This window comes from Bacillus sp. JFL15 (assembly GCF_001184225.1).
Taxonomy (GTDB): Bacteria; Bacillota; Bacilli; order Bacillales; family Bacillaceae; genus Bacillus; species Bacillus siamensis.
The window spans coordinates 2,160,188-2,184,053 of the sequence record NZ_KQ236689.1 but is presented as its reverse complement, the minus strand read 5'-3'; the positions used below and the strand labels follow the sequence as shown (position 1 = coordinate 2,184,053).

The 23,866-nt window shown below is 45.6% G+C and carries 18 protein-coding genes, 4 tRNA genes and 3 rRNA genes; 4 read left to right on the top strand and 21 right to left on the bottom strand.

Features of this window, described 5'->3' with window-relative positions:
• Positions 1 to 198: 198 nt before the first annotated feature.
• Positions 199 to 2,676 carry a tetratricopeptide repeat protein gene (locus tag AD710_RS10980; RefSeq protein ID WP_049628001.1) on the top strand — a complete coding sequence of 826 codons (2,478 nt, stop codon included), beginning with the start codon at positions 199 to 201 and terminating at the stop codon, positions 2,674 to 2,676.
• A 197-nt stretch (positions 2,677 to 2,873) separates the two neighbouring features.
• Here the strand turns inward: AD710_RS10980 and AD710_RS10975 are convergent, their stop codons facing one another.
• From AD710_RS10975 to groES, 5 genes are all read right to left on the bottom strand, one after another.
• A complete protein-coding gene (locus tag AD710_RS10975) occupies positions 2,874 to 3,263 on the bottom strand; it encodes a hypothetical protein (RefSeq protein WP_016937058.1) in 390 nt (129 codons plus the stop codon).
• A gap of 479 nt (positions 3,264 to 3,742) precedes the next feature.
• A complete protein-coding gene (locus AD710_RS10970) occupies positions 3,743 to 4,315 on the bottom strand; it encodes a hypothetical protein (protein ID WP_016937059.1) in 573 nt (190 codons plus the stop codon).
• 86 nt (positions 4,316 to 4,401) lie between these two features.
• Positions 4,402 to 6,687: a glycoside hydrolase domain-containing protein gene (locus AD710_RS10965; protein ID WP_049628000.1), complete on the bottom strand. Its 2,286-nt coding sequence runs from the start codon at positions 6,685 to 6,687 to the stop codon at positions 4,402 to 4,404.
• Positions 6,688 to 7,011: 324 nt separating this feature from the next.
• A complete protein-coding gene (gene groL, locus AD710_RS10960; protein ID WP_003155941.1) occupies positions 7,012 to 8,646 on the bottom strand; it encodes a chaperonin GroEL in 1,635 nt (544 codons plus the stop codon).
• Positions 8,647 to 8,687: 41 nt separating this feature from the next.
• On the bottom strand, positions 8,688 to 8,972 hold the full coding sequence (gene groES, locus AD710_RS10955; RefSeq protein ID WP_003155970.1) for a co-chaperone GroES: 285 nt from the start codon (positions 8,970 to 8,972) through the stop codon (positions 8,688 to 8,690).
• Positions 8,973 to 9,208: 236 nt separating this feature from the next.
• On the opposite strand from groES, the gene AD710_RS10950 reads away from it, so the two are divergent.
• Together AD710_RS10950 and AD710_RS10945 are read left to right on the top strand one after the other, a co-directional pair.
• A complete protein-coding gene (locus tag AD710_RS10950) occupies positions 9,209 to 9,943 on the top strand; it encodes a CPBP family intramembrane glutamic endopeptidase (protein WP_045926867.1) in 735 nt (244 codons plus the stop codon).
• Positions 9,940 to 10,131, top strand: coding sequence for a YdiK family protein (locus AD710_RS10945; RefSeq protein WP_003155975.1), 192 nt, complete (start codon positions 9,940 to 9,942; stop codon positions 10,129 to 10,131). Before AD710_RS10950 ends, AD710_RS10945 begins: the two co-directional genes overlap by 4 nt.
• A 38-nt stretch (positions 10,132 to 10,169) precedes the next feature.
• On the opposite strand, the gene tatC is transcribed toward AD710_RS10945, so the two are convergent.
• From tatC to moaC, 4 genes are read right to left on the bottom strand one after another with little or no spacing between them, the layout of a single operon-like run.
• Complete coding sequence (gene tatC / locus AD710_RS10940) at positions 10,170 to 10,931, bottom strand: twin-arginine translocase subunit TatC (protein ID WP_095241917.1); 762 nt, start codon at positions 10,929 to 10,931, stop codon at positions 10,170 to 10,172.
• Between the two features lie 6 nt (positions 10,932 to 10,937).
• Entirely contained in the window at positions 10,938 to 11,108 is a 171-nt protein-coding gene (locus AD710_RS10935) for a twin-arginine translocase TatA/TatE family subunit (protein ID WP_003155981.1), read from the bottom strand.
• An 18-nt stretch (positions 11,109 to 11,126) separates the two neighbouring features.
• Entirely contained in the window at positions 11,127 to 11,774 is a 648-nt protein-coding gene (locus AD710_RS10930; protein WP_049627999.1) for a redox-sensing transcriptional repressor Rex, read from the bottom strand.
• Positions 11,771 to 12,283, bottom strand: a complete 513-nt coding sequence (gene moaC / locus AD710_RS10925) for a cyclic pyranopterin monophosphate synthase MoaC (RefSeq protein WP_003155986.1) — start codon at positions 12,281 to 12,283, stop codon at positions 11,771 to 11,773. Before moaC ends, AD710_RS10930 begins: the two co-directional genes overlap by 4 nt.
• Positions 12,284 to 12,422: 139 nt before the next feature.
• Between moaC and AD710_RS10920 the strand changes: the two genes are divergently transcribed.
• Complete coding sequence (locus AD710_RS10920) at positions 12,423 to 14,351, top strand: ABC-F family ATP-binding cassette domain-containing protein (RefSeq protein ID WP_045926868.1); 1,929 nt, start codon at positions 12,423 to 12,425, stop codon at positions 14,349 to 14,351.
• A 223-nt stretch (positions 14,352 to 14,574) separates the two neighbouring features.
• Here AD710_RS10920 and tsaD read toward each other — a convergent pair whose 3' ends face one another.
• The 12 genes from tsaD to AD710_RS10860 form a co-directional block, all read right to left on the bottom strand.
• Positions 14,575 to 15,615 carry a tRNA (adenosine(37)-N6)-threonylcarbamoyltransferase complex transferase subunit TsaD gene (gene tsaD / locus AD710_RS10915; RefSeq protein ID WP_016937066.1) on the bottom strand — a complete coding sequence of 347 codons (1,041 nt, stop codon included), beginning with the start codon at positions 15,613 to 15,615 and terminating at the stop codon, positions 14,575 to 14,577.
• Positions 15,608 to 16,063: a ribosomal protein S18-alanine N-acetyltransferase gene (gene rimI / locus AD710_RS10910; protein WP_016937067.1), complete on the bottom strand. Its 456-nt coding sequence runs from the start codon at positions 16,061 to 16,063 to the stop codon at positions 15,608 to 15,610. The genes tsaD and rimI overlap by 8 nt, the downstream gene beginning before the upstream one ends.
• A 10-nt stretch (positions 16,064 to 16,073) precedes the next feature.
• Positions 16,074 to 16,763 (bottom strand): tRNA (adenosine(37)-N6)-threonylcarbamoyltransferase complex dimerization subunit type 1 TsaB, encoded by a 690-nt coding sequence (gene tsaB, locus AD710_RS10905; RefSeq protein ID WP_049627998.1) that lies wholly within the window; start codon positions 16,761 to 16,763, stop codon positions 16,074 to 16,076.
• Entirely contained in the window at positions 16,744 to 17,220 is a 477-nt protein-coding gene (gene tsaE, locus AD710_RS10900) for a tRNA (adenosine(37)-N6)-threonylcarbamoyltransferase complex ATPase subunit type 1 TsaE (protein WP_045926870.1), read from the bottom strand. The genes tsaB and tsaE overlap by 20 nt, the downstream gene beginning before the upstream one ends.
• A gap of 15 nt (positions 17,221 to 17,235) precedes the next feature.
• Positions 17,236 to 18,213 carry a thiamine-phosphate kinase gene (thiL, locus tag AD710_RS10895; RefSeq protein ID WP_049627997.1) on the bottom strand — a complete coding sequence of 326 codons (978 nt, stop codon included), beginning with the start codon at positions 18,211 to 18,213 and terminating at the stop codon, positions 17,236 to 17,238.
• A 181-nt stretch (positions 18,214 to 18,394) separates the two neighbouring features.
• Positions 18,395 to 18,471, bottom strand: a tRNA-Asp gene (locus AD710_RS10890).
• Between the two features lie 12 nt (positions 18,472 to 18,483).
• A tRNA-Met gene (locus AD710_RS10885) sits at positions 18,484 to 18,560 on the bottom strand.
• A gap of 19 nt (positions 18,561 to 18,579) precedes the next feature.
• A 5S ribosomal RNA gene (rrf, locus tag AD710_RS10880) occupies positions 18,580 to 18,695 on the bottom strand.
• 51 nt (positions 18,696 to 18,746) lie between these two features.
• Positions 18,747 to 21,675: ribosomal RNA gene (locus AD710_RS10875) — 23S ribosomal RNA — on the bottom strand.
• A gap of 174 nt (positions 21,676 to 21,849) precedes the next feature.
• Positions 21,850 to 23,399, bottom strand: a 16S ribosomal RNA gene (locus AD710_RS10870).
• Together the 16S, 23S and 5S rRNA genes with 4 tRNA genes alongside form the textbook arrangement of a ribosomal RNA operon.
• A 162-nt stretch (positions 23,400 to 23,561) precedes the next feature.
• Positions 23,562 to 23,635 (bottom strand) — tRNA-Gly (locus AD710_RS10865).
• Positions 23,636 to 23,644: 9 nt separating this feature from the next.
• A tRNA-Arg gene (locus tag AD710_RS10860) sits at positions 23,645 to 23,721 on the bottom strand.
• Positions 23,722 to 23,866: the final 145 nt, after the last annotated feature.

The following is a 23,866-nucleotide window of genomic DNA, read 5'->3' as shown; positions in this document are numbered from 1 at the left end:
GGCAAAACCCTTTCTCTGCTCTGAAATGTAAGTGCATACATTTTTGTTTTCTCTGTTACTGCCCCCATTTTATCTGCTTTTCAAGACGTGTAAAAGCCTTCCCTGCTGTACAATAAGACAGCGGCACTGTACTTTTTATTTTTTCATATACAAAAAACACTGAATTGATAAAATAGTACTAATAGGAGGTGCAGGCTAATGGCTGAACTTGAAAACCGGACACAATTTGCAGAACTGCTGGCGCCTGCCGTCAAATCACTGAAACTTCATCCTGATTACAAAATCAAAAGGACAAAGAACGTAAAAGCAGGACAGTCTTATATAGACAAAATTGCACTCCGATTAGGCGTATCCTCTAACACGATCAAAAGCTGGATCGGACAGATGGGCGCAAACTACATTCCCGGACGAATTGATGACGGAAAGCTGTTCGGCATGATCTGGATTATTATAGAAAAGACCGACATGGATCCTGAATGGCTGACCGGCCTTCTGGAAAACACCACGATTCCCGTCATCAAACCCGCATTGCCCGTTTGGACGGCGTCTTGTCTAAAAAAAGCAAAAATACGCCGGAAAGACGGATCATTCGGAGCGCCGACTGATGAAGATGTTAAAAAAGCAGTGAAGCGGCTGTTTCATGACAGACCAAGCCATAAAACGAATGCGCTTACAGAACAGTCCGTCACGCATAACTTACCGTCACGCCGGACCGGAAACTTTATCGGACGCGGCTTTGATATAGAGGCGATTCGGCAGTGGATGCTGTCTACATCACCGGTCTGTTTAATCACAGGCTGGGCCGGCATGGGAAAAACAACGATCGCTCTTGAAGCAGCCTGCCTTTGTGCCGGCGGTTCACCAGATTGGCCGGCATTCAACAGCATCATCTGGATCAGCGCTGACTGGAAAGGATTAAGCTTCAGCGATTTTTTAAACACGATTGCCTACCAGCTCGGACGCACCGAACAAATCGACAAATCCATCAACGAAAAAAGGTTCGTCGTCCGCAATGCATTAGCCGCTCATTCAAATGAAAAACCCGTGCTGCTGATCGTTGACGGCATTGATACAGCGGAACGTGACATTCACGAATTTATCATCGGCCTTCCGCAAGGCGTAAAAGTCCTCCTTACGGCACGGGAAAACGTAAAACAGACATACCGGGACGGCCTCGGAGAACTGGCGGCCATCCAGCTGAGCGGTCTTGAACAAACGGATGCCCTTGATTTTTTCCATCAAGAAGTGCACCGCTGTCTGCAAACATGCAATCTCCCGCATAAACGGGAAAAGCTGGAGCAGCTGTTGCAGCTATCGCCTGACCTTAAGAATGAATTTGTCTCGGCAGCCGCCGGCAACCCGAAGGCCATGGCACTCAGCATTGCATACATGTCAGACGACGACATCCCCGCTCCCCAGCTCATTCAAGAGCTTAAACAAGCGGGTTACTCATTATTGGAATTGTTTGAGGTTCTCTTTGGCCGCACATGGGACAGATGTCATGAAGACACACGGAAACTATGGCAGACGCTTTGCTTTTTCGCTAAGCCCCCTGACGAAAAAAGCTTGGCTCAAGCGGCCGGATTAGACGCCCGCCGTTTTCATTACGCGATTGAGCAAATGCGATCATATGCTTTAATACAGCCGGAACGAAGCGAAGGAAGAATTCAATACGCAGCCCATCAAACCGTTGTCGCTTACGGAGAACAGCACTTATCCGAAAATCATGATTTTGCAAAAGAAGCCCGAAGCCGCTGGGCGCATTATTATATGGATTATGCGGAAACCCATATAAAACGGGAACAGCCGAATTCCATCTATTGGAGCTATCTGCTGGGACGGAATTTAGAGCTAATGAAAAAAGAATGGCCGAATATCCTAAAGGTCATCGAATGGTCGAGCGAAACCGGACAACATGAAATCCTGATTAAACTCATCATCCGTATCAGCCATTTTCTAAGCAGAATCAGCCTGCCCCTGCGAATCGAATACGGATTAAAAGCCGCCGATGCCGCCCATCAATCAGGCGAACACACACGGGAAGCTTACTTCAGGATCGACACGGCAGGCTGGGCGCTGATGGAAGTCAACGATTCAGACGGAGCTCTCAGGCAAATAGAAGCCGGCCTGAAGATACTCGAACAATCAGGCGCGCCGGATCACGATGACTTAAAAGTATGGGGAACTGCCCTGCAAGCAAGGCTGCTGTTAAAAACCGGAGAACCGGACAAAGCGGCAGCAATGCTGGACGGCATCAAAGATCAGCCCGTCTCGACCATTATCCGGCACAGGGTTCTTCTGGTCCGCGGCGACCTGAGTTTCGCCCGCTCTCACTATGAAGAAGCCATCACATTATACGAAGCGGCAAACACAACCAGCGCCGCATACGGCGGCGAAAAAACGATAGAAGCCTATTTTAACCTGGGCATGGCTTACGTCAAGTGTGATCAACTCGAAAAAGCGGAAAAAGCCTTTAAACAGATGCTCTATGACAAACACAACGCCAATCAAGTTGAACTGATCTACTATCATTACGGAATGGCACAGCTGTTGTACCGAAAAGGAGAGAAAACGAAAGCAATAGAATCGAATCAGAAAGCCATTCGTCTGATTGATTCGTGGGAGCCTGGGATTGGGATTCGGGGTGAGGTGGGGCAAATGGATATTCTCATTTAAAAGACAACTACATTGCGGCTAGCGGTACGAGCTTTGAAAAACACTCATGACCTTGTTGTTTTTAAAGATAAAAAGGTATCTTAATCAATACAGTAAATTGATTAAGATACCTTGATTGAAAAATTAATATTTCACAGAAAACAAATTTCTAAAGTTAAACTTTTTAACAACAAGAGGTTAATACTTATACAGCCGTATTAATGCTGTACTGTAATATAATGTTTTAGTTCACCTGACCAATATCTTCCTCCCCAATCCTGTCCAACTTGCACATCATACTTACCTGCAGGAAGATTTTTCGTTGAAAAACTCACACGAAAATTACGTGAACCAATACTATGCGAAATATCTTTTCTGGCAAATACTTTACCTTTATTATTTAATATAATTACTGAAAAGCCATTCTCTAAATCCCTAGCCAAAGTACCCGTAACCACAATGGAAGTGGCACTTTTCGTATATGTATTAGCATCTGTTTTAAATTTGATTGTACCTTTCGAATCCATAGCTAAGGCTTCTGACCCGCCTGCGAAAATGGCAACACCCAAAAGCACTGCTGTAAACAGGGTCATTACTAACTTTTTCATCTTTAGAATTCCTCTTTTCTTTTTAATATTTTAAATCCACAATTATAATAACATATTTTCCTAAAAAAAACAGAGGCTTTTCCATATCTTTCTTCTAAGAAGTGAATAAGTATGATAGAAATTTATTAATAATAATGCAAATTTAAGGTTCTTGTGAAATGAAGCTTAAAATTTGAAGTATCATCTATAAAACCTTTGCCAAGGTGCCCTTCCAAGCGCCCAATGAATATGGGGTAGAAAACACAATGTGAATAACAGCATGATAAGTGACACTATCCCTAAATATTTCCTCATGTTTTCCCCTTTCTCTTTCCTTCCATACTATTAAACAAGACTATTCTAATACCCTTGAACTGCATTTAAAATTGGCTTAGTGTTATTATTTAATAAAGATCTGTGCAATGAAAACTCTTTCTGTCCGATATACCCTTAAGTATTCCTAATCAACATTATGCTGGTGAGTTCAAATATTTCTTAATTCAAACTCTAGTTCTTCTGCTCTTTTTCAAAATCCAAACAAGTAATGCAATAAAAATGATGTTAATTATAAACGCAGAAATAACATAAGTTTCATCTGAAACGCCAATATACTTCCCTTTCGATTCTAAGAGATTCCTTACTTGCTTACTCCATAAAGAACCATTCAGCGAACTATCGTCTGCTCCAAATGTAATTTGTGCTGTTTCCTTATTGCTGTTTGTAATATTAACACCATAAAATACTGTATACCTATTGTTATAAAAGATAGGCATATAAGAATAGTCAGAAACTAAAGGCTTTACCTTTTTGGCAGGTAATGCTACGTACAAAATCGCAGAATAATTACCTACCCCAGTTTCAAATTGCTCTGCTTTAATAAGCTTCGTGTTTGAAGGTAGATCAATATTATAAAAATGCTCAAAAATTTGAATATCTTCTTCCGAAAAATCTGTTAATTGGTAGTAATGCGGATCAATAATACATTTATGAAAATACCATCCATTAAACAATAAAAAACAGGCACTTATTAAAATTACTAATACTCCCTTATATATAATCTTTAACTGTATCACAATGATATGCGCCCCCTCATAATATGCATTATAACGCTTTTCCCAAAAGTAAATCAAAACAGCGATTTACTTTTGGGAAGAATTAATTATTCAGATTTTATTTTTTCTTTAAGGCAATCTGCAAATGCTTGTGCAATTGCTTGACCATCCTCTTGGGTATAATTCTTAACATTAAAATGATGTTTAAATTCCAAACAGACAGGATTGTTGGTGTTTAAATAGTACTCTGCATCCTTAGTAACTGCCTCAAATGAATTATTAAATCTGTTTTTGAAAAATTGAGAGTATCTTGTACTATAGCCGGTAGTATAGTATTCTTTAAATACCTTGTAAACTGGTTGTGAGGCAATCCCTGTTCTTATATTCATAGCAAGGTTAACAGCGTCTACATCTCCTAATAAATCCGGAAGTCCAAATGAACCAATTTGACCTCCTATTAAATCTATTGCAGCATCATAAGTTGTTTTATAATTAGCATTATATCTGACAGTGTCTCCCCCTACTGTAATTAAATCACCTGCCCATCCTGCAAGATCTTGTATCATTCCTACAGAACTATGAATTATTGCATTAAAAGTGGCCATCATATGTGCGTTATCTAGTGTCAGTTTAGAAATTGGATCTATCAGGATTCTCTTTTCTTGTCCCTTCAATACGTCATCAGCTATTTTAACAAAATCTGAGTCAATAAAATCCGCTGTTAAAATCCACAATAAACCATCGTATTCATCTTTTCTTAGATACTGGGCAACTAATTCATTTGCCTGTTGAGTAATATTCCCGACCGGATTAGGTTTATTTCCTTCCTTTTTAGTAACATAATCTACTGCTGTATTATATAAAACTTTTAATTCATCGAAGAACTTATTATTTGTCGTCGACACATAATCGTTACTATTTTCTTTATTATAAACTATAGAATTAACGCCTTTATCCTTGCCCGATGAGATATTATTATCAATCTCTATTTTCCCAAGCCCCTCCCCTATACTCCTTGTTTTAATTTGGTCAAATGCCCAATCGGTGGGAAGTGAATAGCCGCGGTTACCGCTAAATCCTGAAGACATATCACATACAAAACTACTGACTGAGTAACCTGCTGCGGCCACGCGGCTACAAACATTTCTCGCGCCATAAATACCAATTTGATAACCACTATTGAGTTGGGCAAATGTCCTTTTAATTGCTTTAAAATAAGGGAGTATACGACTGGTAACCTCACCGTCAACAGCGTCGTAATCTACAGTAAAATAAATAATAGTATTTTCTTTAAAACCATATCCCTTAGCCGCACCAATAGCTGCTCTGGCATCGAATACTCCTTGAGTTTCTGTAAAATAAGAAGCTTCAGTTGAATTTCTCTCGTAAATTGGAAATACGCTAAGACCTGCAGCAAATATAGTCTCTAATTCAGGCAACGTCATCTGATGCGATCCAGTAAGGTATCTCCCAACCGTTTTATATCCGTTGGATTTCAAAGTTGCTGCTCTGGCAGCATTAATTGGTGTGGCACAATCACAAGCTGTTCCTTTCCTATCTTCGTCACCTTTGCTTACTAAAAGAGATGCCCAAGTCTGCATTCCAGCTACTCCATCGGCAGGTAATGCTGAAAACTTTTGAAAATTAATAAGTGCTGTTCTCATATTTTCATCGAAGATACCATCAAATCTTCCTGGATTACGATTATTACAGTACAAAGCATATTGTAAGAGCTTTACAAAATTAGCTTTTGTGCTACCCATTGAGATTGTCGGGCATTTTGATTTTGTAGCAGGTCCAAATGTTCCAGTTGGTTCTGCTATTCCTTCTTCGACCTGAAGTGCATAAATTAAAGCCTCATTAGTTTGTCGGGAGTATCTACCGTCACATGGATTAAGGCCAGTGACCTTATAATATTTCCGATTCAACTCTTGTTGAATATTACGAATTTTGGCATCTCCTACATTTACAAAAGCGTCCATATTTAATAACGCTTTAAAGATTATAGGAGTTGCAATTCCATCTTGATTAGACAACCCTGCATCAGCTTGAAATTTTTTTATAGCAGCCTTTGTACCGTCACCATAGGCTCCTGTAAAACCAGTTGGATTATATCCCTTGCAATACAATGCACCTTGAAGAATCATAATTTGATTTCTTGTTTTTTCATTCGAAGAATTAGATTTAGTTGATAATGTAGGACATTTTGCCATAGTAGCTGGTCCAAATGTTCCAGTAGTTGACGTAATTCCTTCTTCAATTTGTAATCCTGTAATCAAAGCTTCAATCACAGGCCACCCTGTTTTTCCATTTTCATCAATTTTCACATAACCTGGCTTGTTCAAGTAAACAAGATTTACCCATTGTTGAACTTTTCGTACCATTTCATCCATAGTTTCCACTCCTTATTTTTTGTTAGTAAGGTACTTTCATTTAAAGGTGGCAAACGTATGACAAAATAAGAGTATCTACTTTTACCTCAAAAGATGTAAAGAATAAAAATCAGCAAAGCGCTTAGAAACATAAATCCTTTAAAAGATTTGTAACAAAATCATATGCCTTGATGCTAACTTAAATAAATTAACATCATTCATTCGTAATTTGAGATGAATGATAGAAATAAAAAAAGCCCCTCACAAATTCATTGAACTTGTGAGAGACCTCGATATGGCATTACATCTGGCAACCCCTTATGTCCAAACAGGGATCATAATTTTTTACATCATGCCGCCCATACCGCCCATGCCGCCCATGTCAGGCATTCCTGCACCGCCGGCATTTTCTTCCGGTTTGTCAGCGACAACGGCTTCAGTTGTTAAGAGCATTGCTGCTACAGACGCAGCGTTTTGCAGAGCAGAACGCGTCACTTTTGTCGGGTCAACGATACCTTTTTCGATCATGTTTACCCATTCGCCGGTTGCAGCGTTGAAGCCTACGCCGATTTTTTCGTTTTTCAGGCGCTCAACGATGACAGATCCTTCAAGACCAGCATTGTGCGCGATTTGACGGATCGGCTCTTCAAGCGCGCGAAGCACGATGTTGATACCTGTTTGCGCATCGCCTTCAGCTTCAACTGCAGCGACTTTGTTGTATACGTTGACAAGCGCTGTACCACCGCCGGATACGATACCTTCTTCAACAGCTGCGCGAGTTGAGTTGAGGGCGTCTTCGATGCGAAGTTTACGCTCTTTCAGCTCAGTTTCAGTCGCAGCGCCGACTTTGATGACAGCTACGCCGCCGGCAAGTTTCGCAAGACGCTCTTGTAATTTTTCTCTGTCGAATTCAGAAGTTGTTTCTTCCACTTGAGCGCGGATTTGGTTGACGCGTGCAGCGATTTTTTCAGTATCGCCGGCGCCTTCTACGATTGTTGTGTTTTCTTTCGTTACCACAACTTTAGAAGCGCGTCCCAATTGTCCGATTTCAGTAGATTTCAGGTCAAGACCTAAATCTTCTGTGATCACTTCTCCGCCTGTAAGAACGGAAATGTCTTCGAGCATTGCTTTACGGCGGTCACCGAAGCCAGGAGCTTTAACGGCAACAGCGTTGAATGTGCCGCGAAGTTTGTTGACAACGAGTGTAGCAAGAGCTTCACCTTCAACATCTTCAGCGATCAGAAGCAATGGTTTGCCTTGCTGTACAACTTGCTCAAGCACAGGAAGGATTTCTTGGATGTTTGTGATTTTTTTGTCTGTGATTAAGATGTAAGGATTGTCAAGAACCGCTTCCATCTTATCAGAGTCAGTCACCATGTAAGGAGATGCATATCCGCGGTCGAATTGCATACCTTCCACAACTTCAAGCTCAGTTGTGAAGCCTTTAGACTCTTCGATTGTGATGACGCCGTCGTTTCCTACGCGCTCCATTGCTTCAGCGATAAGGCTTCCGACTTCCTCATCAGCAGCAGAGATCGCAGCAACCTGAGCGATAGACTCTTTGCCTTCGATCGGCTTAGAAATTTCTTTTAAGTTTTCGATTGCAACAGTTACGGCTTGTTCCATACCTTTACGCACGCCGACAGGGTTAGCTCCCGCAGTTACGTTTTTCAGGCCTTCACGGATCATAGCCTGCGCAAGAACTGTTGCAGTTGTTGTACCGTCACCGGCAACGTCGTTTGTTTTGCTGGCTACTTCAGCTACAAGCTTCGCACCCATGTTTTCAAACGCGTCTTCAAGTTCAATTTCTTTTGCGATTGTCACACCGTCATTTGTAATTAACGGAGAACCGAATTTTTTCTCCAGAACCACGTTGCGTCCTTTTGGCCCTAAAGTTACTTTTACAGCGTCAGCAAGCGCATCGACACCGCGAAGCATAGCGCGGCGTGCTTCTTCACTAAACTTAATATCTTTTGCCATGTTAACGAAACCTCCTCGAATTTTTAAAAGTATTTATTTGCTTAGCCGATAACAGCTAAAATGTCGCTTTCACGTAAGATTAAGTATTCAGTACCTTCGTATTTCACTTCAGTACCGGCGTATTTTGAGAAGATAATGCGGTCGCCCTCTTTTACTTCTAAAGCAACGCGCTCTCCGCTTTCCAACACGCGACCTGAACCGGCTGCCACGATTTTGCCTTCTTGCGGCTTTTCTTTTGCAGAATCCGGTAATACGATTCCGCTGGCAGTTTTTTCTTCAGATTCTACGAGTTCAATGACAACGCGATCACCTAATGGCTTTAACAATGTAATAACCTCCTCAATAGTATGAATATGTAATTTTAGCACTCAGCTCTAAAGAGTGCTAACACAATTATTATAATAAAGAATCTCACTTCCAATTTCAAGTCATAAGAATAAAAAATTTTCACGCTTACATCATTCTCTCTTACAGAGATTTTCTCCTTTTTTCACGTCTGGTTCACTTGTGTTACAATAAGAACAAATAAGTTGATTTTATAGGATAAAGGAGTACATATCATTTGAGAAAACAGTATTGGTATATCATTTTGACATACGTTATCATGCAGCTTTCCGCATTGATCGGCATTCCTTTAATGTACAAATTCGGCTATGCGGGCGGGCATCCTACGAATGCGAATCTCACCATGGCTCAAGGGATTTATTCCGTCGTAAGCTTTTTTATCTGCCTGATTATCGTTCTCTTGATTTTGAGAACCGCGCCGAAGCAGACATTAAGAAACGGGAAGAAAGCATCCGCCGGCATGTCCGTTCTCTGGGCGGTCGCGGGAATATGGCTCGCTTTATTTTCTCAGGGTATCGCCGGAATGATTGAGCAGTATGTCTTTCACGTGAACAGCGGTTCTGAAAACACGAAAGCCATTCTCAACATTATTAAAGCCATGCCGCTCATGATTATCGTCTCTTCTATCGTCGGGCCGATTCTTGAAGAAATCATTTTCCGAAAGATCATCTTCGGTGTATTATATGAAAAAACGAATTTCTTTATCGCCGGACTGATCAGTTCCGTCATTTTCGGCATTGTGCATCAGGACCTCACACACCTGCTGCTATATACGGCTATGGGCTTTACCTTTGCGTTCTTGTATGTGCAGACGAAACGGATTATTGTGCCGATATTCGCCCATGTCATGATGAATACCATTGTCGTGGTCATGCAGCTCGGCCCCGCCCAAAAATATATTGAACAGCATAGTGAACAAATGCAATTAATTATTGGAGGATTGTTTGTATGAGGAACCCAATGACTTGGGGCTTGATTTATTTCGCAGTCGGCTGTATCTTTACGTATTTGGCCGCAAGCTCGCCGGGAAGCATGTGGTCTTTTTATTCCATACTGCTGATGGTTTTCGCCGCTTATAATATCAGCATCTCGTTTAAAATGTTCGCTTTCTCATTTAAAGTGAAGAAAAATCAAAAATAAAAGAAAAGCCATTTCTCATCATGGAGAAATGGCTTTTTTTATGCTGATACGTCCTGGTCGGATTCGCTGCTGCCGGTCTGCCTTTTCCGGTACGCCGCTTTTGAGATCAGGATACTGATCTCATATAAAATGCAAAGCGGAATCGTAATCATCAAGTGAGACAGCAGCTCAGGCGGCGCAATCATCGCGGCGATCACGAGCAGCACAAAATACGCGTACTTCCTGATCTTCGATAAAAACATCGGCGTGACAACCCCGAGCCTCGTTAAAAACATGATCAGCACCGGCATCTGAAACAGCAGACCGAACGGAATCGTCAGCTGCAGCAGAAAATGAAAGTACTCGCTGATTCCGATCACTTGGTTGACATCGAGGTCATTCGAGACCCGCTTCATAAAATCAACGACCAGCGGAAACAAAATATAATAAGAAAATGACACACCGCCGACAAACAGCACGATCGAAATCGGAATATAGCTGAGTGTTACTTTGCGCTCCTTCTCATACAGCCCCGGGCTGACAAACGCCCAAATCTGATAGAGAATAATCGGCGAAGTCAAAATGATGCCAATAATAAACGCGAACTGCAAAAAGATAAACAGCGGATCCGTCAGGTTAAAAGCATTAAGGGTGAGCTCTTTTACTTCATCGGCTTTTTGAAGATACACAATGATAGGTTTTGCCAGAAAAAAGCCGGCAATAAAGAAAACCGTAAAGGATAACGCCACAATCAGCAATCGTTTCCGAAGTTCGGCAATATGCTCCACAAGCGTCATTTGATTCACTCTCATACGCGTCATCCTATCTTACTGTTCTTCTTTCTTTTTTTCCTCTTCTTCACCGGCTAATCCCTTAGTGGCGTTCTTAAATTCACGAAGCGTGTCCCCCGCGGCTTTTCCTAACTCGGGAAGCTTCTTCGGACCGAAAATAATCACCGCCACCACACCGATAACAGCCAGGCTTCCAGGACCGATCATGTGCAGCTCCTCCTTTCGTTATTCAATTTCTTCCAAAACAGAATAATGCTTTAAGAAATAAACCAATGATTGAAGCTCTACAGCTAAATCTATATGATGAATTCGAATGTGATCCGGCACATTCAAACGGGCCGGCGTAAAGTTAAGGATTCCCTTGATTCCGAGCGACACGAGCCGATCGGTGATTGACTGCGCGGCAAACGCCGGAACGGTAAGAATCGCCACGGGTTCATCCTTAATGTGAAGTTCTAAATCATTAAGATCATAGACAGGCACACCGCCTACCTCAGTTCCTATTTTACTCTGATTCACATCAAAAGCCATAGATATTTTTGTGTTATTATTTTTTGTGAAATTATAGTGAAGAAACGCCGTCCCTAAATTCCCGACACCGATCAAAATGACGTTTGTCGTTTCATCCTGATCCAATGTTTTTCTGAAAAATGACAGCAGGTAATCCACATTATAGCCGTATCCTTTTTTGCCGAGCGCCCCGAAATAGGAAAAATCCCGGCGGATCGTGGCCGAATCGACTTTTACCGCATCGCTCAGTTCAGCAGATGAAACGCGCTGCTTTCCTGACGCGTGTAAATTCTTTAAAAAGCGGTAATAAAGCGGCAGCCGTTTTGCTGTCGCCTGCGGAATTTTTGATTGATCCTTGTTCATGATTGGTCCTCCACTTTATACTCAGATGCATCTCTTTTAAAATCACCGTTTTTGCCTCCCGTTTTTTCCATGAGGCAGGTCGGGCCGATGACCATTCCTTTATCCAGCGCCTTGCACATGTCATAAACGGTCAAAGCGCAGACTGAAGCGGAAGTTAGCGCTTCCATTTCCACACCTGTACTCCCTTTCGTTTTTACGCTTGCCTGTATATGAAGAACGGCTTCGGAATCCTTTTCCTCCCAGCCGAATGAAATGTCGACGCTGCTTAAAGAAAGCGGGTGGCACATCGGGATAATCGCTGAGGTCTGCTTTGCAGCCATGATTCCGGCCACCTGTGCGACAGCCAGTACGTCTCCTTTTCCGATCTCGCGGTTTTTGATTCTGCTGTACACGTCATGCTTCATGTGTACGCTGGATATCGCAGCGGCAGTACGGACTGTTGAAGATTTATCGCTTATATCCACCATGCGGGCACGGCCTTCTTCATTAAAATGAGAAAATCCATTCATATTTAAACTCTCCTTACTTCTGATCATACACTATTTTCTCCCTGATGTCTTATCCTATAATGTTCCAATTCTGATGTATTGTTTGCTGACAGCAGGTTGATAAGCTACACTTAACTTATTATAACAGAGGTGAAATAATATGATGATCTTACAAATTAATCAGCTGTCCAAATCTTTTGGCGCTGATCCTATTTTAAACAATATAAAGCTTGAAGTCAGATCTCGGGATCGCATCGCCATTGTAGGCAGAAACGGAGCCGGCAAATCAACTCTCCTTAAAATTATCGCAGGTCACCTTTCATATGAAAAGGGTGAATTAATCAAACCGAAAGAATTAACGATGGGATATCTTGCCCAGCACACAGGCTTGGAATCCCAGCTTACCATAAAAGAAGAACTGCTGAGTGTTTTTGATTTCCTGAAAGCAATGGAAAAAGAAATGCGTTCTATTGAAGAAAAGATGGCTACGGCCGCCCCCGCGGAGCTTGAGACGCTGATGAAAACCTATGACAGACTTCAGCAGGACTTCAAGGATAAAGGCGGCTATCAGTATGAAGCGGACGTCCGTTCTATCCTTCACGGCCTCGGTTTCGGAAAATTTGACGATTCCGTGAAAGTGCAAAGCCTGAGCGGCGGTCAGAAAACAAGGCTTGCTCTCGGCAAGCTTTTGCTGACCCAGCCTGATCTGCTTATTTTGGATGAACCGACGAACCATCTCGACATCGACACGCTTACATGGCTTGAGCATTATTTACAGGGATATTCAGGCGCCATCCTGATTGTCTCCCACGACAGATATTTCCTTGATAAAGTCGTCAGCCAAGTGTACGAGGTCTCACGGACAGAAAGCAAAAAATACCTCGGCAACTACAGCGCCTATTTAGAACAAAAAGCTGAGCAGTATGAGAAAGACCTGAAGCTGTATGAAAAACAGCAGGACGAAATCGCCAAGCTCCAAGATTTTGTCGACCGCAATCTGGCCAGAGCATCAACAACGAAAAGAGCCCAGAGCAGACGAAAGCAGCTTGAACGGATGGACGTCATGGCAAAGCCGCTTGGTGATGAAAAATCAGCCGCCTTCCGTTTTGACATTACAAAACAGAGCGGAAACGACGTCCTTCGCGTACAGGATGTTTCCATCAGCTATGACGGCCAGCCGCCGCTTTTGAAAAACCTGACCTTCGGCATTACAAGAGGGGAAAGCGCCGCCCTCGTCGGACCGAACGGGATCGGCAAGTCAACCCTGCTGAAAGCCATTACGAATACGCTCAGTCCGAAATCCGGATCGATCACGTACGGTTCCAATGTCACAATCGGCTATTATGATCAGGAGCAGGCCGAACTGACCTCATCCAAACGCGTCTTGGACGAGCTGTGGGATGAATATCCGGACATGCCGGAAAAAGAGATCAGGACATGCCTCGGCAACTTTCTGTTCAGCGGAGACGATGTCCTGAAACCTGTCCGTTCTCTAAGCGGCGGTGAGAAAGCAAGAGTCGCGCTTGCCAAGCTGATGCTGCAAAAAGCAAACTTTCTCATCCTTGATGAACCGACAAACCACCTTGATCTGGACAGTAAAGAAGTGCTGGAAAACGCCCTGATCGACTATCCGGGAACACTGTTATTTGTATCGCATGACCGCTACTTTATTAACAGGATCGCCACAAGGGTGCTGGAGCTGTCTCCGGATCATGCCGAAGAATATTTGGGTGACTATGACTATTACACCGAGAAAAAAGCCCAGCAGCTGGAATTGGAAGAAATGAAACGGCAGGAAAAAGAGCAAGCACAGCCTGCCGGCAAGGTCAAACAGGACACGAAAAGAACATACGAGGAAGAAAAAGAATGGAAAAAGAAAGAACGTCAGCGCCTGAGACGCATTGAAGAAATCGAAGCAGCCGTCTCATCCGCCGAAGAGAAAATCAGCGCCAATGAGGAGCTGCTGTGCGACCCTGACGTGTATCAGGATCATGAAAAGGTACAGACCATTCACTCAGAGAACGAAGCTCTGAATCAAGAGCTGGAACGATTATTAGCGGAGTGGGAAGAACTCTCCTCAGAAGAATAGAAAAAGTCAAGCACCTCTTTAAGGGGTGCTTTTTTATCCACAGCTTTTCTCCTTGCCTGCTATTTAAGTAAGCGCTTTATACACACTATCCACAAAATTTTCTGACTTTATCCACTTTACTAACAACTTATAGACCCTTATCCAGCCTGGATTTCTGAATATATTCACAATCCTGTGGATATATTAGAATTATCTGTTAATAAATTAAAAAAAGCCTCACGTTTTACAACGTGAGACGATCAAAAGATGTTAATTCCAAGCCGGGCTGTCCATTCATATCATATGAACCCCGGATTCCCTTTTCAAAAGCAACGGTTCCGGCAGCCGCAATCATCGCTGCATTGTCCGTGCATAAAGAAAGCGGCGGAATAACAAGCTCAGGATCTCCCGGATGGCTGAATTCCTGCTGCAGAGCGGCTCTCAGCCCTTTGTTGGCGGCTACGCCTCCCGCAAGCAGCACTTGTTTAACCCCATATTCTTTCGCGGCCTTAGAGGTTTTTGCCGTCAGTACATCAATGACACTCTGCTGAAAACTTGCGGCAAGATCCTCAGGAGGAATCACCTCATTTTTTTGCGAGGCGTTATGGAGCGTGTTAATCACGGCTGATTTCAGCCCGCTGAAGCTGAAATTATAAGATCCCTCATCCAGCCACGCACGCGGAAGCGGAATAGAATCCGTTCCCACAGCAGCCAGCTTATCAATCTGCGGCCCTCCCGGATAAGGAAGCCCCATCGTTCTCGCCACTTTGTCGTAAGCTTCGCCTGCGGCATCGTCCAGCGTTTCTCCGATAACCTCGAATGAACCGTGCTCTTCCATATAAACCAATTCCGTATGTCCGCCCGACACAACCAAAGCAAGCGCCGGGAACTGAAGCTCCCCTACCAGTCTGTTTGCATAAATATGGCCCGCAATGTGATGGACGCCGACTAACGGTATTTGATGGGCAAAGCTTAACGCCTTTGCCGCATTGACTCCGATTAACAGGGCTCCGACAAGCCCGGGTCCTTCCGTTACGGCAATCGCATCAAGATCGTCAAAGCCCATCTCCGCTTTTAAAAGAGCTTCCTCAATCACTAGGGTAATCTGCTCCACATGATGTCTGGACGCAATTTCAGGCACGACCCCGCCGAACCGTTTATGGCTTTCAATTTGAGAAGCGACTACGTTAGAAACGATTTCTTTACCGTTTTTTACGACTGAAGCCGCTGTTTCATCACAGCTTGTTTCAATTCCTAATACATAAATATCTTGTTTTTCACTCATGTAATGTCACCCACATTAATAACGCATCTTCCCCGTTATCTGTATAGTATTGTTTTCTGATTCCTCCGGCCTGAAGACCGAATTTTTTATATAAAGATTGGGCGGGATGATTCGAGACCCTGACTTCGAGAGAGAGCCTCCTTGCCTTTTTTTCTCTGCACAATTCTACCGCAGCGCGAAACAGCGCTTCTCCCAATGATTGGCCCCGGTATTCCGGCTTAATGGCTATGTTCGTAATCTGCGCGTCATCTATAATAATCCAGATTCCGCAATACCCCGCCAGACAGCCGTCCTTTTCAATGACAAGGTAGTGCGCATACGGATTTTCCAAAAGCTCATGATAAAATGAATCCTTCGTCCACGGAGAAGTGAAGGATGCTGTTTCAATTTCATAAATTTGATCAATATCTTCCGGCCGCATGCTTCGAATCGCCGTTTTCGTTTTCATCCCCATCACCCTATTTTTGAGATTCCATCCATTTCGCTTCAGCCTCTGCCAGACGCAAATAATCCGGAACAAGACTGTGGACATCCGCTTCTTCTTTTTCCAAGCCTAAAAACGCCAGCTCTGACGGCCGCGGATTATGCTGTGCAGCCGTTCCCATCACTGCTTGAGATGTCAGTTCATGCAGAATGGTTTCTTCATGAATGGCTGTATCGTGTCCTAAAAATAAAACCGGTGACGCTTTTTCTTTCAGCATGCCGAGCCAATCAGTCAAAAGCACATTCTGATCAGGAAGAACGGATTGTAATCGGCCGTCCTGATATTCATAAAGTCCCGTATACACCTGTCCGCGCCTGGCATCAAATAACGGGCAGATCAGACCTTGAAAATGCCGTCCGTTCGCCGCCAGCACCTCAAGGCTCGACACAGCGGAAATCGGAAGCTTCAGCGACCAAGCCAAAGTCTTCGCCAGCGTCACACCGATTCTGACACCAGTGTACGATCCTGGTCCTTTCGCCACCGCTATTTTCGTGAGATCCTGCGGTTTTAGGCCGCAATCCTCCAGCAATGAATTGACAGCAGGCATCGCCCGCACGGAATGATTCTTTTTTAAATATGTAATATACTCCGCCATCACCGTTTTCTCACGAACGAGCGCGGCACCCAGCGTGTAATTTGACGTATCAATTGCCAGTATTGTCATGTTTATTAATCTCCTCACAAAGCGTTTCATACCGTGTTCCGCAAGCCGTAAAGGTAATGTCCCTTTCCTCATCACCGGCTCTCTTGATGACGATCTGCAGCCGTTCAGCGGGCAGCTGATCCTGAATTAAATGAGCCCATTCAATTAAACAGACGCCTTGTCCTTCAAAATATTCTTCAAGGCCCAAGTCTTCGCTTTCATCCTCCATGCGATACACATCCATATGATATAGAGGAAGCGAACCATCATGGTATTCTTTTATAATTGTAAAGGTCGGGCTGTTTACCACTCTTGTGATCCCCAGTCCTTCGGCAAACCCTTTTGTGAAAGTCGTTTTTCCCGCCCCCAAGTCGCCTTCCAGTGTCAGAATGTCTCCCGGCTTTGCCAATGAAGCGGCAAGCTTGGCTACGGCTTTCGTTTCTTCAGGGTTTTTCGTTCTCCATTGTAATGTCTTCAAAGTGAGTCACCCGTCTTATTTAAAATGATTGTATCCTTTTTTCTCAAGGACGATTTGTCTCTGATCATTTGCTGTCAAAAGAACACTTGCTTCCTTCCGTTCAGACACCGCTCCGATCTTCGCAATCGGAATGCCTGACTGCGTGCAGTAATCAAGCAAAGAGATCCACTCCTGCTGAGAGACCGTTCCAGCCAATTCATAATCTTCTCCGCCGAATAACACCCATCTCTTCCACTGAGGATCTGCCTCAGGCAAATCCGGATGCACCGGCAGAAGCTGTTCTTCAATTTCTATCGTAACTGAGCTTGACTCAGCTATTTCATGCAGTTCACTGGCCAATCCGTCACTGATATCATTCAGAGCGGCGCGTTGAAGCTGAGAGCAGAAGCGGCCGACCTGAACCCTCGGCACGGGCCGTTTATGTTTTTCGATAAAATAATCACCCGTATGAAAAGCAGAAGGAGGCGTTTCTCCTAATAAAAGAGACAGCCCCGCTGCGGACGAGCCGATTTCTCCCGTAACAAAAACGACATCCCCGGGTCTTGCCGAACTTCGCAGACAAGCTCGATTCTTTTCAACTTCTCCGATGACCGTAACGGTAATAACGGCTTGACCGGCAGCGGAAACGGTATCTCCCCCGATCAAATCCATCCGGTATAGTTTCGCCAGTTCCGCCATCCCTTCATACATTGCCTGGACATCAGCTTTCTGCCAGCAGGAGGGAACGGCAAGAGACACCAGATAAAACTTCGGAATGCCTCCCATCGCCGCCACATCACTAATGTTAACAGCGAGCGCCTTATAACCGATATTTTGAGGAGAGGAGTACTCTGATTTAAAATGGACACCCTCCACCATCGTGTCTAAACAGACAATTTGCTGCATGTGAGATGACGCTGTATATACCGCACCATCATCACCGATCCCAACATCGACGGAAGGATGATAATGCGAATGCGGAGTAATACTGTGAATCAAATCAAACTCGTCCATGTTTCTCCCGTCTCCCTTTCTGACGCTCTTGTGAAATACAGCTCTTTCTAGTGTATCGGATTATGTTTCAATATCCAAGACTTTAACGGTATAAAAGAAAGCTTGGTTAGAAACCAAGCTGAAAGTATTAAAAGAAAACACAAAAAAAACGAAAACATGATCGTTTCGTTTACAATGAAAATGGCGGTCCGGACGGGACTCGAACCCGCGACCTCCTGCGTGACAGGCAGGCATTCTAACCAACTGAACTACCGGACCATTTTTATTTTTTGGTTGCGGGGGCAGGATTTGAACCTGCGACCTTCGGGTTATGAGCCCGACGAGCTACCGAACTGCTCCACCCCGCGATGATAAAATTTTAGAAAAGCTTGGCGGCGTCCTACTCTCACAGGGGGAAACCCCCGACTACCATCGGCGCTGAAGAGCTTAACTTCCGTGTTCGGCATGGGAACGGGTGTGACCTCTTCGCTATCGCCACCAAACCATTGAGAGTGTTCTCTCAAAACTAGATAACAGTAAGCATACATTCAAAAATGGTTAAGTCCTCGATCGATTAGTATCTGTCAGCTCCATGTGTCGCCACACTTCCACCTCAGACCTATCAACCTGATCATCTTTCAGGGATCTTACTTCCTTGCGGAATGGGAAATCTCATCTTGAGGGGGGCTTCATGCTTAGATGCTTTCAGCACTTATCCCGTCCGCACATAGCTACCCAGCGATGCCCTTGGCAGAACAACTGGTACACCAGCGGTGCGTCCATCCCGGTCCTCTCGTACTAAGGACAGCTCCTCTCAAATTTCCTGCGCCCGCGACGGATAGGGACCGAACTGTCTCACGACGTTCTGAACCCAGCTCGCGTACCGCTTTAATGGGCGAACAGCCCAACCCTTGGGACCGACTACAGCCCCAGGATGCGATGAGCCGACATCGAGGTGCCAAACCTCCCCGTCGATGTGGACTCTTGGGGGAGATAAGCCTGTTATCCCCGGGGTAGCTTTTATCCGTTGAGCGATGGCCCTTCCATGCGGAACCACCGGATCACTAAGCCCGACTTTCGTCCCTGCTCGACTTGTAGGTCTCGCAGTCAAGCTCCCTTGTGCCTTTACACTCTGCGAATGATTTCCAACCATTCTGAGGGAACCTTTGGGCGCCTCCGTTACCTTTTAGGAGGCGACCGCCCCAGTCAAACTGCCCACCTGACACTGTCTCCCCGCCCGATAAGGGCGGCGGGTTAGAAGGTCAATACAGCCAGGGTAGTATCCCACCGATGCCTCCACCGAAGCTGGCGCTCCGGTTTCCAAGGCTCCTACCTATCCTGTACAAGCTGTACCAACATTCAATATCAGGCTGCAGTAAAGCTCCACGGGGTCTTTCCGTCCTGTCGCGGGTAACCTGCATCTTCACAGGTACTATAATTTCACCGAGTCTCTCGTTGAGACAGTGCCCAGATCGTTGCGCCTTTCGTGCGGGTCGGAACTTACCCGACAAGGAATTTCGCTACCTTAGGACCGTTATAGTTACGGCCGCCGTTTACTGGGGCTTCAATTCGCACCTTCGCTTACGCTAAGCGCTCCTCTTAACCTTCCAGCACCGGGCAGGCGTCAGCCCCTATACTTCGCCTTACGGCTTCGCAGAGACCTGTGTTTTTGCTAAACAGTCGCCTGGGCCTATTCACTGCGGCTCTCTCGGGCTTGCACCCTAACAGAGCACCCCTTCTCCCGAAGTTACGGGGTCATTTTGCCGAGTTCCTTAACGAGAGTTCTCTCGATCACCTTAGGATTCTCTCCTCGCCTACCTGTGTCGGTTTGCGGTACGGGCACCTCTCACCTCGCTAGAGGCTTTTCTTGGCAGTGTGGAATCAGGAACTTCGCTACTATAATTCGCTCGCCATCACAGCTCAGCCTTCACGGGAAACGGATTTGCCTATTTCCCAGCCTAACTGCTTGGACGCGGATATCCAATACCGCGCTTACCCTATCCTCCTGCGTCCCCCCATTGCTCAAATGGTGAGGAGGTGGTACAGGAATATCAACCTGTTATCCATCGCCTACGCCTTTCGGCCTCGGCTTAGGTCCCGACTAACCCTGAGCGGACGAGCCTTCCTCAGGAAACCTTAGGCATTCGGTGGAGGGGATTCTCACCCCTCTTTCGCTACTCATACCGGCATTCTCACTTCTAAGCGCTCCACAAGTCCTTCCGGTCTTGCTTCACAGCCCTTAGAACGCTCTCCTACCACTGTTCGAAGAACAGTCCGCAGCTTCGGTGATACGTTTAGCCCCGGTACATTTTCGGCGCAGAGTCACTCGACCAGTGAGCTATTACGCACTCTTTAAATGGTGGCTGCTTCTAAGCCAACATCCTGGTTGTCTAAGCAACTCCACATCCTTTTCCACTTAACGTATACTTTGGGACCTTAGCTGGCGGTCTGGGCTGTTTCCCTTTCGACTACGGATCTTATCACTCGCAGTCTGACTCCCAAGGATAAGTCATCGGCATTCGGAGTTTGACTGAATTCGGTAACCCGGTAGGGGCCCCTAGTCCAATCAGTGCTCTACCTCCGAGACTCTTACCTTGAGGCTAGCCCTAAAGCTATTTCGGAGAGAACCAGCTATCTCCAGGTTCGATTGGCATTTCACCCCTACCCACACCTCATCCCCGCACTTTTCAACGTGCGTGGGTTCGGGCCTCCATTCAGTGTTACCTGAACTTCACCCTGGACATGGGTAGATCACCTGGTTTCGGGTCTACGACCACGTACTCATGCGCCCTATTCAGACTCGCTTTCGCTGCGGCTCCGCATCTTCTGCTTAACCTTGCACGGGATCGTAACTCGCCGGTTCATTCTACAAAAGGCACGCCATCACCCGTTAACGGGCTCTGACTACTTGTAGGCACACGGTTTCAGGATCTATTTCACTCCCCTTCCGGGGTGCTTTTCACCTTTCCCTCACGGTACTGGTTCACTATCGGTCACTAGGGAGTATTTAGCCTTGGGAGATGGTCCTCCCGGATTCCGACGGAATTTCACGTGTTCCGCCGTACTCAGGATCCACTCTGGAGAGAACGAAGTTTTGACTACAGGGCTGTTACCTCCTATGGCGGGCCTTTCCAGACCTCTTCATCTACCTCGTTCCTTTGTAACTCCGTACAGAGTGTCCTACAACCCCAAGAGGCAAGCCTCTTGGTTTGGGCTGATCCCGTTTCGCTCGCCGCTACTCAGGGAATCGCATTTGCTTTCTCTTCCTCCGGGTACTTAGATGTTTCAGTTCCCCGGGTCTGCCTTCTCATATCCTATGTATTCAGATATGGATACCACTCCATTACGAGTGGTGGGTTTCCCCATTCGGAAATCTCCGGATCAAAGCTTGCTTACAGCTCCCCGAAGCATATCGGTGTTCGTCCCGTCCTTCATCGGCTCCTAGTGCCAAGGCATCCACCGTGCGCCCTTTCTAACTTAACCGTTAAAAAGAATCACTACGTGATTTCTTGCATTACAATTGAATGTGAATTACTTCTGTTATCTAGTTTTCAAAGAACATTATCTCGAAGAATCGAATGATCCTTCAAAACTAAACAAGACAGGGAACGTTCTGTTTATAAGACCCAAGGTCTTATATTCCGTTAAAATCCTTAGAAAGGAGGTGATCCAGCCGCACCTTCCGATACGGCTACCTTGTTACGACTTCACCCCAATCATCTGTCCCACCTTCGGCGGCTGGCTCCATAAAGGTTACCTCACCGACTTCGGGTGTTACAAACTCTCGTGGTGTGACGGGCGGTGTGTACAAGGCCCGGGAACGTATTCACCGCGGCATGCTGATCCGCGATTACTAGCGATTCCAGCTTCACGCAGTCGAGTTGCAGACTGCGATCCGAACTGAGAACAGATTTGTGGGATTGGCTTAACCTCGCGGTTTCGCTGCCCTTTGTTCTGCCCATTGTAGCACGTGTGTAGCCCAGGTCATAAGGGGCATGATGATTTGACGTCATCCCCACCTTCCTCCGGTTTGTCACCGGCAGTCACCTTAGAGTGCCCAACTGAATGCTGGCAACTAAGATCAAGGGTTGCGCTCGTTGCGGGACTTAACCCAACATCTCACGACACGAGCTGACGACAACCATGCACCACCTGTCACTCTGCCCCCGAAGGGGACGTCCTATCTCTAGGATTGTCAGAGGATGTCAAGACCTGGTAAGGTTCTTCGCGTTGCTTCGAATTAAACCACATGCTCCACCGCTTGTGCGGGCCCCCGTCAATTCCTTTGAGTTTCAGTCTTGCGACCGTACTCCCCAGGCGGAGTGCTTAATGCGTTAGCTGCAGCACTAAGGGGCGGAAACCCCCTAACACTTAGCACTCATCGTTTACGGCGTGGACTACCAGGGTATCTAATCCTGTTCGCTCCCCACGCTTTCGCTCCTCAGCGTCAGTTACAGACCAGAGAGTCGCCTTCGCCACTGGTGTTCCTCCACATCTCTACGCATTTCACCGCTACACGTGGAATTCCACTCTCCTCTTCTGCACTCAAGTTCCCCAGTTTCCAATGACCCTCCCCGGTTGAGCCGGGGGCTTTCACATCAGACTTAAGAAACCGCCTGCGAGCCCTTTACGCCCAATAATTCCGGACAACGCTTGCCACCTACGTATTACCGCGGCTGCTGGCACGTAGTTAGCCGTGGCTTTCTGGTTAGGTACCGTCAAGGTGCCGCCCTATTTGAACGGCACTTGTTCTTCCCTAACAACAGAGCTTTACGATCCGAAAACCTTCATCACTCACGCGGCGTTGCTCCGTCAGACTTTCGTCCATTGCGGAAGATTCCCTACTGCTGCCTCCCGTAGGAGTCTGGGCCGTGTCTCAGTCCCAGTGTGGCCGATCACCCTCTCAGGTCGGCTACGCATCGTCGCCTTGGTGAGCCGTTACCTCACCAACTAGCTAATGCGCCGCAGGTCCATCTGTAAGTGGTAGCCGAAGCCACCTTTTATGTCTGAACCATGCGGTTCAAACAACCATCCGGTATTAGCCCCGGTTTCCCGGAGTTATCCCAGTCTTACAGGCAGGTTACCCACGTGTTACTCACCCGTCCGCCGCTAACATCAGGGAGCAAGCTCCCATCTGTCCGCTCGACTTGCATGTATTAGGCACGCCGCCAGCGTTCGTCCTGAGCCAGGATCAAACTCTCCGATAAATGGATCACAGACTAAGTTCACTGCATCCTGCAGTAACGTCTGTGTGATCTGCATCGTGCAGACCTTAGTTTGACTGACTACGCACATCGCTGTGCGATTTATTTAAAACTTTGAATTAACAGGTACGTTTTGTCTTGTTTAGTTTTCAAAGATCATTATAATGGAGCGGGTGATGAGAATCGAACTCACGACATCAGCTTGGAAGGCTGAGGTTTTACCACTAAACTACACCCGCATTTTAAATTGGCGCGCCCGAGAGGAGTCGAACCCCTAACCTTTTGATCCGTAGTCAAACGCTCTATCCAATTGAGCTACGGGCGCTTATCAGGCGACTTAACTATCATACTATCAATCAGTGATGATGTCAAGTGTTTTTTTATTTCTTTTTGAAGTTGTTTTCTCAACCTCATTTATTATACACGTTTCTGAGAATTTGTAAAGTCTTTTTTCAAAAGCTCATTTTCTC

Bases quoted from the DNA above. Each gene is read 5' to 3' on its own strand.
- AD710_RS10980 (WP_049628001.1), top strand. From the start codon at position 199: ATGGCTGAACTTGAAAACCGGACACAATTTGCAGAACTGCTGGCGCCT.
- AD710_RS10975 (WP_016937058.1), bottom strand. From the start codon at position 3,263: ATGAAAAAGTTAGTAATGACCCTGTTTACAGCAGTGCTTTTGGGTGTT.
- AD710_RS10965 (WP_049628000.1), bottom strand. From the start codon at position 6,687: ATGGATGAAATGGTACGAAAAGTTCAACAATGGGTAAATCTTGTTTAC.
- groL (WP_003155941.1), bottom strand. From the start codon at position 8,646: ATGGCAAAAGATATTAAGTTTAGTGAAGAAGCACGCCGCGCTATGCTT.
- AD710_RS10945 (WP_003155975.1), top strand. From the start codon at position 9,940: ATGAGGAACCCAATGACTTGGGGCTTGATTTATTTCGCAGTCGGCTGT.
- tatC (WP_095241917.1), bottom strand. From the start codon at position 10,931: ATGACGCGTATGAGAGTGAATCAAATGACGCTTGTGGAGCATATTGCC.
- AD710_RS10935 (WP_003155981.1), bottom strand. From the start codon at position 11,108: ATGATCGGTCCTGGAAGCCTGGCTGTTATCGGTGTGGTGGCGGTGATT.
- AD710_RS10930 (WP_049627999.1), bottom strand. From the start codon at position 11,774: ATGAACAAGGATCAATCAAAAATTCCGCAGGCGACAGCAAAACGGCTG.
- moaC (WP_003155986.1), bottom strand. From the start codon at position 12,283: ATGAATGGATTTTCTCATTTTAATGAAGAAGGCCGTGCCCGCATGGTG.
- AD710_RS10920 (WP_045926868.1), top strand. From the start codon at position 12,423: ATGATGATCTTACAAATTAATCAGCTGTCCAAATCTTTTGGCGCTGAT.
- tsaD (WP_016937066.1), bottom strand. From the start codon at position 15,615: ATGAGTGAAAAACAAGATATTTATGTATTAGGAATTGAAACAAGCTGT.
- rimI (WP_016937067.1), bottom strand. From the start codon at position 16,063: ATGAAAACGAAAACGGCGATTCGAAGCATGCGGCCGGAAGATATTGAT.
- tsaB (WP_049627998.1), bottom strand. From the start codon at position 16,763: ATGACAATACTGGCAATTGATACGTCAAATTACACGCTGGGTGCCGCG.
- thiL (WP_049627997.1), bottom strand. From the start codon at position 18,213: ATGGACGAGTTTGATTTGATTCACAGTATTACTCCGCATTCGCATTAT.